Genomic DNA, 10866 nt, shown 5'->3' on the forward strand with positions numbered 1-10866 from the left:
AGAGAAGCGGCTACGTTTCATGTCCTGGTCCTCTCGATGGGCCAGAACGAACTTCAAACCGGATTAGATCAGAGGGGCAAGGTCAGAGGCGTTGCGCAGATAGGTTAAGCATCTGGTTTGTTTCGTAAAAATTAGGCTATTTGCTGATTTTGCAAATTTTACGAGTTTCTCATGAATAATGGTTGACAAAGGAAAACTCCTCAGCGACGCTAAATAGGAACAAAAAAGCGAGCGCCCAAAAAGAGGCGCAGCATGATCAGATAAAGCTCGTGAAAATGCGAGCTTATGGCGATGAGGCCCGCTCACCGGCGACGGTGGCGGGCCTTTTTAGTTCTGAAAAAAGACAATGGGGAATCTGACAATGAAACCTGTCACCGCCACAGCTCTAAGCGTAGGCATCCTTGGTGCAATCTGCACTTGGGCATTTCTCTCGATCGGCACGGTCCTGGTCTGGGCGGCATTCGTCGCGTGGGCCTGCTTCTTCCAATCAGGCGGCGATAATGCTGCGCTCAAGAGCACGATCATCTCGAACATCTTCGGCTGTTTCATGGGCTGGCTCGGCGCGGTCATGATCCTCGGCCTGCCCATCGGCGATCTGGTTGGGCCTCAGATATGGTCTGCCACGGTGGTGTTCATCACGGTCGTGATCTACATCCTCGCATCACAGATTCCCGCCCTGGCCTCCGTTCCGGGCACAACGTTCGGCTATGCCTGTACGTTTGCGTTCCTGCTGCAGACTCCCGACCGGCTCGCCCTGCCGAAGCTGCTTTCGGCGTCCTTCGACAACTCGCTGGTCGTTGTCCCGGTTTCGATGGTGGCAGGCGCTCTGTTCGGGTTCGCTTCGGCCAAGCTCGCCGGTGCGTTGACCAAACCGACCCTGGCCGTCGCCTGACCATCGGTCGGTACCTTCGCCCGACCGCGCTCCGAAACAATTTCAGACAACATCAATGAGGCAAGCCATGACAACCGATAACCATTCCCATGCCAACGTACTCATCCCCGAGGTGGGTCTGCGTGTGAAAGCGCTGGAATCGCTTCTCGCCGAGAAGAAGGCCATCGATCCTGCCGCGCTTGATTTGATCATCGAGACCTTCGAGACGCAGATGGGTCCGAAGAACGGCGCAAAAGTCGTCGCCAAGGCCTGGACCGATCCCAAATACAGGAATTGGCTACTGCAAGATGGCACTGCCGCCATCAAGAGCCTCGGCTATATCGGCGTGCAGGGCGAAAACATGGTCGCCCTGGAGAATACTCCCGCGGTGCACAACGTGGTCGTGTGCACGCTCTGCTCCTGTTATCCTTGGCCGACGCTTGGTTTGCCTCCCATCTGGTTCAAGTCGGCGCCTTACCGGGCCAGGGTCGTTATCGAACCGCGAAGTGTCCTGAAGGAATTCGGCCTTGATATCGCCGATGATGTCGAGGTGCGCGTCTGGGACAGCACGGCCGAGCTTCGCTATCTGGTGCTTCCGATGCGCCCTTCCGGCACTGAAAACCTAACCGAACAGGAACTGGCCGCTCTCGTCACCCGGGATTCCATGATCGGAACCGGCGTCGCACAATCCCCCTCGCACTAGCCTCTGGCAAAAGGATCAAGACCATGAATGGAATTCATGATGTCGGCGGCAAGCACGGCTTCGGCCCGGTGCTGGTTGAACAAGACGAGCCGTATTTCCATGAGGAATGGGAAGGGCGGATGCTGTCGATGATGATCGCCTGCTTTGCGGCGGGCATCTACAACGTCGACCAGTTCCGGCATCCGATCGAGCGGATGGATCCGCGCCACTACCTGATGTCGAGCTACTACGAAAAGTGGCTCTGCACCGTGGAACAGAACTGCATCGATGCAGGCATCGTCACCCGCGAGGAAGTCGATGCCCGCCACGCCCAGCTCATGAAAGGAAAAGCAGCATGAACATGCTCACCACCGATATGGTGCCTACGGTTTTGGCCACCGGAGATCCAGCGCGCGTCGATGTCGAGGTCGCACCGAAGTTCAAGGCCGGAGACAAGGTTACGGTCGTCAACCTGAACCAGGTCGCGCACAACCGCCTGCCGGCCTACATCAGGGGCAAGGTCGGTACCGTCACCTTCGATCACGGCGTGTTCGTTTTCCCCGATACGAGCGCCCACCGCCAGGGACCCAAGCCGCAGCACGTCTACACGGTGGTGTTCACGGCTCGCGAGTTGTGGGGCGATGCCGGCCATCCGCGGGACCGGATGTATGTCGACGCCTGGGATGACTACCTCGGGGGCGCCGACTAGCGCTCCGCCCAACTGCTCACCGCCTCGGCTTCGTTAGGATTTTCCCATGAACCAGAATAGCAGTCTCGATCAGCTTCCCGGTCTTCCGCGCAATGAAGCCGGACCACTGTTTGCCGAGCCTTGGCAGCTCACCGCCTTCGGGATCGTGCTCCAACTTCACAACAATGGCCACTTCCAATGGCGTGAGTGGGTGAACTACATCAGCGCGGAAATCGAACTCGGCAAAACCTATGGCCTCGATCCGGAAGACCATAATGGGATCTACTATCATCAATGGCTTGCCGCGCTTGAGAAATTGGTGACCGACAAGAAGCTGTCAAGCTTCGATGAGCTGATGGCGCGCAAGGAACAATGGCGTCATGCCGACGAGCATCGCGGCTTTGGCGAACCGCTTAGCCTGGATGGTCATGGTCATTCGCATCATCACCACCACCATCATCATCACGACCATGCCCATGACGACGATCACGGTTGTCGCGCGCCGGCGACCCGCCTCGCGTGAACCACCAAGCCGGGAATAGCGCCGCAATCGCAAAATGACGGCGAAGATCTTCACCAAGTCGATCCATTGGAAACTTTTAAGGAGAACGTCCATGTCCGAAATCGCTCTTAGGCCGGTTGCCCTTCCGGCGCCTATCCCGCTTCGCGAACTTCTGCCCTGGGCCGTCTTTGGCGGGCTGATGCTGTTGCTGGCGATTTATTTCATCGGCGCCGAAGAAGGCGCGACGTCGCTGATGCGTGGCATGTATGTCCACGAATTCGTCCACGACGGCCGCCATCTGCTCGGCTTTCCCTGCCACTAACAAAGGATCAACATAATGGTTGGCAGTCTTTTGCTGCGCGGCATGCTGGTCGGGATCATGGCCGGCCTGTTGGCCTTCGCTTTCGCCCGTGTGTTCGGCGAGCCGCAGGTGGATCACGCGATCGCCTTCGAGGAACAGCAGGCGCAGGCCGCGGGCGAGGCGCCGGAGCCCGAACTCGTCAGGCGCTCCACCCAGGCCGGCATAGGCCTGCTGACCGGCATTCTCGTCTATGGCGCGTCCATTGGCGGCCTTTTCGCGCTGGTCTTCTCCTATGTCCAGGGAAGGGTCAGCGGCTTTGGGCCGCGCGGCACGGCGGCGCTGATCGCGCTGGCCGGATTCGTCACGATCATACTGGTGCCTCAGTTCAAGTATCCGGCCAACCCACCGGCGGTGGGTGATCCCGAAACGATCCAGGCGCGCACCCAGCTCTTCTTTGTGCTGCTGACGGTGTCGTTGTTGGCGGCGGTCGCCTCGATCGGTCTCGCCAAACGCCTAGCGTCGCAATACGGGATTTGGACTTCCTGGATAGCGGCGGTAGCTGCCTATCTCGTCGTGATCGCGATTGCCGAATATGCGCTGCCGCCGATCAACGAAGTGCCCGAGCAGTTTTCTGCGGCTGTATTGTGGAATTTCCGCCTTGCGTCACTCGGTATCCAGATGGTTCTGTGGACTGCGATCGGCGTGCTGTTCGGGGCGGTCGCTGAACGCCGGATGGTCGATCGTCGCGACAGTCGTCCTGTGAAGAGCGTAGCTGCTCGCTAGGCCATTCCATGACGGCGCACAGCATCCGGATGTCTACGCGCGCCGCGTCATGGTGGTTCTGTCTTTCGCTGCTCTCGATGATGGCGGGATCGGCGCAGGCGCATGGGCAGAAATCGGACCTGAACAGCTCAGGTCTACAAATACCCGCATTGACACACGGCCAGATGGCCGTGATCGCGGACTATCGCAGCGAAATTCTCGACCTGGCGGCCAAACAAAACCGCACGGACGAAACGTTTCGCAGGCTGTTGAACTTCGCCAACCTGCAGTATGCCGCCTGTCTTTGGGGGCTGATGCCCGGCAGCATTGGAGATGAGACAAGCCCCTTCAATGAATGCAGCCATGCCTATCTGTCAGCGATGCAGGCAGCGCTGACGCATCTGCGCGAGATGTCGGCAGATAAACCGGCCGTCGAGGCGCTGATATCACGGATCGACGCAGACATGGTGCGGAACCGCGCGTCGTTCGTCATGTGTCAGTTCAGCGGCGAGACCTTCAATACGGCCTCGCTGGTCGTTCCGGACTGGCGGGACATTCCCTTCCACCTGCCCAGCCTGATTGCGGTAGGAATTGCCTTTGTAGCGACGATGGCAGGCCTTCTTGCCGTCCTGTTCCCAACGCGCACCTTGAGGCGACGGGTTGGGGGAACAGACCGGAACCCCATTCCCGGGGACGTCTGAACACCGAAACCTGAAGAACGAATGACACGACGCTGGTCGAGCGCTCTCTGCCGGCCAACGCGAAGTCTTGTCCGCTTCGCACTTGCCATTACCCAAATGCCGACATTTCCAAAGGAGAAAGGCCGTGCCCGTAGACGTGAAATACACCACGACAGCTACCGCCACCGGGTGAACCGCCCCGGGTTTGCCGGAGGCCATTTGGTTTGAGTCATGCAGCCATGGCCGGCTCTTCTAGCATGGCGTAGTAGCGTTCCTCGGCTTCTGCCGGCGGGATGTTGCCGATGGGCCAGCCGGCGATTGTTGAACCAGTCGACCCAGGTCAGCGTCGCGAACTCGACGGCCTCGAAGCTGCGCCACGGTCCGCGGCGGTGAACGACCTCTGCTTTGTAGAGACCGTTGATCGTCTCGGCGAGAGCGTTGTCGTAGCTGTCGCCGACGCTGCCGACGGAGGGGCCGCGGCGGAAGTCGGGGTAGGAACCAGGATAACCGCTTCAGGAATCAAAAAGCCGCAACTCGTTGAGTTAGCGGCGTGATTTTGTTTGCGGGGTTAGGATTAGAACGTACAACCTTCAGGTTAGGAGTTATTCATGCCAGAATGCTGCGGCGTCACTCCGCACAAATCACATTTTTCACTGCGACTTGCACGCCGTACTTTCCTTGCACACGCTTTGAACGGCCGCCCTATCCGTTTGGCGTCGATTGCTGCAATTGAACTTCGCTGCAACCCCGTTGACTATCCTCGGATGGCGGCGAGTGAAGAAATTGAACACCGTCTTCCTACTCATGGCGCAATATGAGGGACGCGTGATTGTCCCCGCTGAGACCGTGTGCAAGGATTATTTTTCCCACCTGACGCTCACCAAGTTCTTACGCAAAGTGAGCATTGGAGAAATTGAGCTTCCGCTAACCAGAGCAGAAAGAAGCCAGAAGAGTGCCAAAGGCGTTCATCTCCAAGACCTGGCTTCATACCTCGATAAGCGGCGTGAAATCGCACTGTCTGAAGTGCGCGCCTTCCGACGTAGCTAGCGCGCCCGTGGCCTCTTTGCGCTTGGAGTTCAGCAATCCCTAGATCACCGACAGGATGCTACCTCCCGTCGCCCATTCGTGCCCCCTTCCCCGAAATGCGCCCGCTTTCGCCCAAGCGCTCCGGAACGAGTACAACAACAGTACAACTCAGAGGAATTGATACCTCCTAGTTGTTGAATATACGTTGGTTTTCGCGACGTCCGTCCAGTCCATCATCGGCGCCACCGCAAGTCTGTGGCGTAACATATTCATTTCATTATCTTCTTAATGTCTCTGTCAGACCAATTTGGCGAGGATGCCCACCCAAACGTAACCGAATTTACGATTTTGCCGCCGCAACTGAAAGCCCCTCAGCTACATCAATCTTTCGCTGCACACGTAGGGCGCACGAAACCGGTGAGCAACGTCCGCTCCGCCACTGCGCATCGCGCTGCCACGCTGGTCGTGTCTGACGAGCGAACGCGCCGTGCCTCAGGTGGATTGGCGGATCACCAGTTCCGGGTCGATCAGCGTCACGATCGGCGTCGATAACGGCTTGCCGATCATCGACAGGATCCGCTCAACCGCATGGCTGCTGACCGCGGCGGCGGCATAGTTGATCGACGTGATCGGCACCGAGCTGAAGTCCGCCGCTTCGGTGTTGTCATAGCCGACGATCGCCAGTCCGCCGGGCACGGAGACGCCCTGCTCGCGACACCAGCGCAACGCTCCGATGGCGAGCGAATCGGTCGTGGCAAACAGCGCCGTCGGCCGCTGCTTCAGCTTCATTGCCTCGCCGATCGCCTGAAAACCGTCGGTCGCCGAATGGCCGCCGGGCTTGACCACGACGAGCGCATCGGCGGGAAGCCCTGCCTCGGTCACGGCGCGAAACGCGCCGTCATGCTTTTCGCTGTTGCCGAGCAGCTGCGCCGCGTCGAGCATGGCGATGCGACGATGGCCGCGCTCGATCAGGTGTCGGACCGCCTTGTAGCCGCCGCTGCGGTCGTCGATCGCCACCACGTCGAGGCCGGCAACCGGAATATCGGCAAGCACCAGTGCGGGATATCCGACCTGACGCACCGCGCGGATGTGGTCGAGCCGGTCGTGGTTGGTCGGATAGATGAGGATGCCGTCGACCTGCCGCGAGCGGAACACGTTCAGCGCACTCCACTCCTTGGCGGGGTCGTGGTCGCTGGCGGCCAGCATCAGGGAATAACCACGCTGGGCGAGCTCCCTCTCGAGGAAACGCGACACCAGCGTCAGCGTCGGGTTCATGATGTCGGTGAGCACCAGCCCGATCGTCCGCGTCTCGCGGCTGACCAGCGCCTGCGCGATGGTGTTCGGAAAATAGTTCAGGCTCTGCGCGGCCGACTGGATACGGTCGCGCGTTTCCTCCGGAATTCGCAGACTGCCGCGCAGCGCCAGCGAAACGGTGTTCGCCGAGTAGCCGGTGGCCACCGCGATGTCCTTCAGTCGGGTACGGGTTCTCTGCAAGATCTCGTCACATTGGCCATGTTGCCTGAGAGGACTTAAGCCGGCAGCAATCCCTCTTCGCGCAACCGTTTCAGACCCTTGTACTGAAGGCAATCGGCGTGCATCTCCATCAGCTCGATGCGATTGCCGTCAGGATCCTCGATCCAGGCCTGGCGGTTGCCGTCGAGCCCGTCCTTGATCTGTGCGGTCAGCTTGATGCCCTTGGCCTCGATCGTCGGGCAGAAGCTGTCAAGATTGTCGATCGTCAGGCACATGTGATTGACGCCGTTGGCGTTCCAGCCGGGAGCGCGATCGTTTTCCGCGCCGGGAAATATCTCCAAGAACACCTCTTCCGTGATCCTGAGATACACCAGCCAAGTGCTGCCGTCCTTATTGTGAAGGCGCAGCATCTCGGGAAAGCCGAGCTTGTCCCTATAGAAGGCGAGGCTGGCGTCCAGGTCCTTCACCTTGATGGCGGCGTGGCCGAAGCCGGTGATCCCTTTCATGACGTTTTCCTCCCGATAGGTCGAATTTCGTATGAGCGTTAATATCGCCTTTGCTCCCCGCCGCGCGCTTTGTCAATATGAATTCTCACCCGCCAAAGCGCGGGTTTGCTGCGCTGCAGCGTCGTTTTCTCGAATGCCCGGTGCCATTTGATTCCGATTTGCTTGTTACTGTTGACAGAGCGATATCGTCATGATTGGTTTAACGCTAATATGAAAATTGCCAGGGCCGCGATCGGCTAAGGCAGGCCTTCGAGGGAGGAACCCGAATGGCGCTCAGGTGGAGCAAGGTCTCGCCGCAGCTTGCGCTGATTCCTGCGCTCACGGTCACCCTGGTGGCCTTCGCCGGCGCCATCCGATGGACGATCTGGATGTCGTTCACGCGTTCGCGTCGTTTCCCTGACTACGCGATCGACCCCGCAGTTTGGGCGCGCCAGTATGACCGGCTTTTCAGCGACGGCGTCTGGATGACCTCGCTCCGGAACGTCGTCGTCCTGGCGATCGGCAGCGCGCTCGCCATCGTGCTGGGTTTCATCCTGGCCGCGATGATCGAGAAGGAAAAGCGCGGCGAAGGCTTCTTCCGGACGATTTTTCTCTATCCGCTCGCGGTGTCGCTGATCGTCACCGGCATCGTCTGGCGCTGGATGTTCAACCCGGCCCTCGGTGTCCAGAACTTCCTGCACCAGCTGGGCTGGGAAAGCGCTAATTTCAACTGGCTGGCCGATCCGGCCACGGCAATCTACGGCATCATTCTCGCCTCGATCTGGCACGGGCTCGGCTTCTACATGGCGCTGATGCTGGCCGGCCTGAAGTCGATCAACACGGAAATCTGGAGCGCCGCCAAGCTCGACGGCGTGAGCTTCTGGCGGCTCTACGTCGAGATCATCATTCCGATGCTGAAATTCACGTTCCTGACCTGCGCGATCCTGCTGTCGCTCGGCGTGGTCAAGACCTACGACATCGTGCTCGCCATGACCAATGGCGGACCCGGTACGTCAACCTGGACGCCGGCCTATTTCGTCATCAACGCCTATTCGACCCGCTCCAACATCGGTTACGCGTCCGCCTCAGCAGTCATCATGCTGTTGATCACGGCTGCCGTCTTCCTGCCGCTGATGCTGGTCACCGCCTGGCAAGTCCGCCGTCGCCAGGCCGCCGCCGTATGAATGCCGTGTCCGCTTACGAGACATCAGCGGCCGCGCGCATCGGCGGGCGCGTCTACCCCCGTAGGCGCCGCCGCATCAAGGGAGCGTCGATCGCCGTCCTCGTGTTCCTCGCCATGTGCGCGGCCTTCATTTCGATCCCGCTCTACGTGGTGATCGTCACCTCTTTCAAGACAATGGACCAGATCGCGCTCGGCGAGGTCTTTTCGCTGCCGACCACCTGGACATTCGAAGGCTGGTGGAAGGCCTGGGCAGAAGTCTGCTCGGGCATGACCTGCGAGGGTGTCAGGCACGGATTTTTCATCTCGCTCGCCATTCTGTTCCCGAGCCTGTTCCTGTCGATCGCCCTGGCGTCGGTCACCGGCTACGCGCTGGCTCTGTGGAACGTCCGCTGGGCTGGCCCCTTTCTGTTCGTATTGTTCATGTGCGCCTTTGTGCCGTTCCAGATCATCATGATCCCGTTGGTCGCCCTGACCGCCTCGCTCGGCATCTACGGCACCATTTGGGCGATCGCCGTCATCCACGCCGTGCTGGCGATGCCGCTGCTGACGTTGATCTTCCGCAATTTCTACAAGGACGTGCCGCCCGAGATCATCAACGCGGCGATCATGGATTCCGGTAGCTTCTGGCGCATCTTCGCCGAGATCATCCTGCCGATGTCCGGCAACATCATGATCGTCGTGCTGATCCTGATGATCACCAGCGTCTGGAACGACTTCCTGATCGGGCTCACCTTTGGCGGCATGGGCGCCCAACCGATGACCGTCATCCTGGCTAACACCGTCATCACCGAGCGCGGCGAGGTCCACTACAATGTCGACATGGCCGCAGCTTTGCTGACGGCCATCCCGCCGCTGGTGGTCTATTTCGGGCTCGGCAAATTCTTTGTCCAGGGCATCACCGCCGGAGCCATCAAGGGATAGCCGTGCCGAAGGTCGAATTCAAAAATATCGTCAAGCAGTTCGGGCGCGTCACCGTGCTCGAGGATCTCGACCTCACCGTCAATGACGGCGAGTTCCTGGTGCTGCTCGGCCCGTCCGGCTGCGGCAAGACCACATTGCTTAACCTGCTTGCCGGCCTGCAGGAGGTGACCGCAGGCTCGATCACCATCGGCGGCCGCGATGTCACCGATCTCGATCCCAAGGACCGCGGCCTGGCCATGGTGTTCCAGTCCTATGCGCTCTATCCGACAAAAACGGTGCGCGGCAACCTGAAGTTCGGCCTCTCGGCGCAACGGCTCGACCGCGGCGAGATAGAGCGGCGTGTCGCCTGGGCCGCACAGCTGTTGCGTATCGAACCGCTGCTCGACCGCCGTCCGGCGCAACTGTCCGGCGGCCAGCGCCAGCGCGTCGCCATCGGCCGCGCGCTGGTGAAGAATGTCGACGTGTTCCTGTTCGACGAGCCGTTGTCCAACCTCGACGCCAAGCTGCGCACCGAGATGCGTCTGGAGATCAAGAAGCTCCACCACGACCTCAAAAAGACGGTCGTCTACGTTACCCATGACCAGGTCGAAGCGATGACTATGGCGACGCGGATCGCTGTAATGGACGGCGGCGTCATCCAGCAGATCGGCACGCCGGACGAGATCTACGAGCGGCCGGCCAACCTCTTCGTCGCTCGTTTTGTCGGCTCGCAGCCGATGAACGTCTTCGAGACGACGATCGATCTCACCGGCAACCGCGTCGTCGCGACCCACCGGTCGACCGGCGTCGAGATGGACCTGTCCGACTATTCCTTCATCAGGCAGCCGGCCACGGGCATGAAGGTGCTGGTCGGCTTGCGGCCGGAGCATTTCTCGATCGGCAGGCCGAATGGCGGCAAGCCGGCCGCCATCTTCGACCTGCCGCTGCGCTACAGCGAAAAGACCGGTAGCGACGGTACCGCCTTCTTGGCGGCCGCCGACGAGCTGCTGGCTGTGCATGTAGACCATTCGCAGATCGGCGCGCTGCGGGACGGCGCCAGCGTCAGAGCGATCTTTCCGGCCGACCGGTTCAATCTTTTCGACGCCGAAACTCGGAGTCGGATTTAACATCAATAGGGAGGAAACGATGTCCAGAAGACTGACGTCCAAGAGACCGCTGGGCGCATTTGGACTGGCGCTGGCGATCGGCGCCGCGCCGTTCGCCAGCGCCGCCGCCACCGAGCTCAAACTGTTCCATACATGGTCGAATGAGAGCGAGATCGGCGCGCTCAACGTGATCGTCAAGGCGTTCGA

15 protein-coding genes and 1 pseudogene are annotated in these 10866 nt (G+C 60.0%); 13 read left to right on the forward strand and 3 right to left on the reverse strand.

Annotated elements, in window-relative coordinates; all coding sequences use genetic code 11:
- The first annotated feature begins 182 nt into the window (after positions 1-182).
- The 9 genes from NKH43_RS34385 (at position 183) to NKH43_RS34425 (ending at position 4507) form a co-directional block, all read left to right on the forward strand.
- Entirely contained in the window at positions 183-359 is a 177-nt protein-coding gene (locus tag NKH43_RS34385; protein ID WP_352844020.1) for a hypothetical protein, read from the forward strand.
- 2 nt (positions 360-361) lie between these two features.
- Complete coding sequence (locus NKH43_RS34390) at positions 362-892, forward strand: DUF1097 domain-containing protein (RefSeq protein ID WP_352615942.1); 531 nt, start codon at positions 362-364, stop codon at positions 890-892.
- Between the two features lie 67 nt (positions 893-959).
- On the forward strand, positions 960-1574 hold the full coding sequence (gene nthA / locus NKH43_RS34395) for a nitrile hydratase subunit alpha (protein WP_352861938.1): 615 nt from the start codon (positions 960-962) through the stop codon (positions 1572-1574).
- Positions 1575-1597: 23 nt separating this feature from the next.
- A complete protein-coding gene (locus NKH43_RS34400) occupies positions 1598-1912 on the forward strand; it encodes a hypothetical protein (RefSeq protein ID WP_352861940.1) in 315 nt (104 codons plus the stop codon).
- Positions 1909-2262 carry an SH3-like domain-containing protein gene (locus NKH43_RS34405; protein ID WP_352861942.1) on the forward strand — a complete coding sequence of 118 codons (354 nt, stop codon included), beginning with the start codon at positions 1909-1911 and terminating at the stop codon, positions 2260-2262. Before NKH43_RS34400 ends, NKH43_RS34405 begins: the two co-directional genes overlap by 4 nt.
- Positions 2263-2308: 46 nt before the next feature.
- Positions 2309-2764: a nitrile hydratase accessory protein gene (locus NKH43_RS34410; protein ID WP_352861943.1), complete on the forward strand. Its 456-nt coding sequence runs from the start codon at positions 2309-2311 to the stop codon at positions 2762-2764.
- A gap of 91 nt (positions 2765-2855) precedes the next feature.
- Positions 2856-3065, forward strand: coding sequence for a CbtB domain-containing protein (locus NKH43_RS34415; protein WP_352844027.1), 210 nt, complete (start codon positions 2856-2858; stop codon positions 3063-3065).
- A 15-nt stretch (positions 3066-3080) separates the two neighbouring features.
- On the forward strand, positions 3081-3827 hold the full coding sequence (locus tag NKH43_RS34420) for a CbtA family protein (RefSeq protein ID WP_352861944.1): 747 nt from the start codon (positions 3081-3083) through the stop codon (positions 3825-3827).
- Between the two features lie 8 nt (positions 3828-3835).
- Complete coding sequence (locus tag NKH43_RS34425) at positions 3836-4507, forward strand: hypothetical protein (RefSeq protein ID WP_352861946.1); 672 nt, start codon at positions 3836-3838, stop codon at positions 4505-4507.
- Positions 4508-4715: 208 nt separating this feature from the next.
- Here the strand turns inward: NKH43_RS34425 and NKH43_RS34430 are convergent.
- Positions 4716-4959 (reverse strand): annotated as a pseudogene (locus NKH43_RS34430) (integrase core domain-containing protein); the annotation flags it as partial.
- 310 nt (positions 4960-5269) lie between these two features.
- Between NKH43_RS34430 and NKH43_RS34435 the strand changes: the two are divergent.
- The gene (locus NKH43_RS34435) at positions 5270-5533 is read left to right on the forward strand and encodes a pyocin activator PrtN family protein (protein ID WP_352861953.1); all 264 of its coding nucleotides are present in this window, start codon (positions 5270-5272) and stop codon (positions 5531-5533) included.
- Positions 5534-6004: 471 nt separating this feature from the next.
- On the opposite strand, the gene NKH43_RS34440 is transcribed toward NKH43_RS34435, so the two are convergent.
- Positions 6005-7006 carry a LacI family DNA-binding transcriptional regulator gene (locus NKH43_RS34440; protein WP_352861947.1) on the reverse strand — a complete coding sequence of 334 codons (1002 nt, stop codon included), beginning with the start codon at positions 7004-7006 and terminating at the stop codon, positions 6005-6007.
- 35 nt (positions 7007-7041) lie between these two features.
- Positions 7042-7491, reverse strand: coding sequence for a VOC family protein (locus NKH43_RS34445; RefSeq protein WP_352861949.1), 450 nt, complete (start codon positions 7489-7491; stop codon positions 7042-7044).
- A gap of 266 nt (positions 7492-7757) precedes the next feature.
- Here NKH43_RS34445 and NKH43_RS34450 point away from each other — a divergent pair, with 266 nt between their 5' ends.
- Genes NKH43_RS34450 through NKH43_RS34460 form a run of 3 tightly spaced genes read left to right on the forward strand, consistent with a single transcriptional unit; the run spans position 7758 to position 10680 of the window.
- The gene (locus tag NKH43_RS34450; RefSeq protein WP_352861951.1) at positions 7758-8654 is read left to right on the forward strand and encodes a carbohydrate ABC transporter permease; all 897 of its coding nucleotides are present in this window, start codon (positions 7758-7760) and stop codon (positions 8652-8654) included.
- A complete protein-coding gene (locus tag NKH43_RS34455) occupies positions 8651-9574 on the forward strand; it encodes a carbohydrate ABC transporter permease (RefSeq protein ID WP_023717676.1) in 924 nt (307 codons plus the stop codon). The genes NKH43_RS34450 and NKH43_RS34455 overlap by 4 nt, the downstream gene beginning before the upstream one ends.
- 2 nt (positions 9575-9576) lie before the next feature.
- Entirely contained in the window at positions 9577-10680 is a 1104-nt protein-coding gene (locus tag NKH43_RS34460; protein WP_352482627.1) for an ABC transporter ATP-binding protein, read from the forward strand.
- The last annotated feature ends 186 nt before the right edge of the window (positions 10681-10866 follow it).

This window comes from Mesorhizobium sp. M1163 (assembly GCF_040318415.1).
GTDB lineage: Bacteria > Pseudomonadota > Alphaproteobacteria > Rhizobiales > Rhizobiaceae > Mesorhizobium.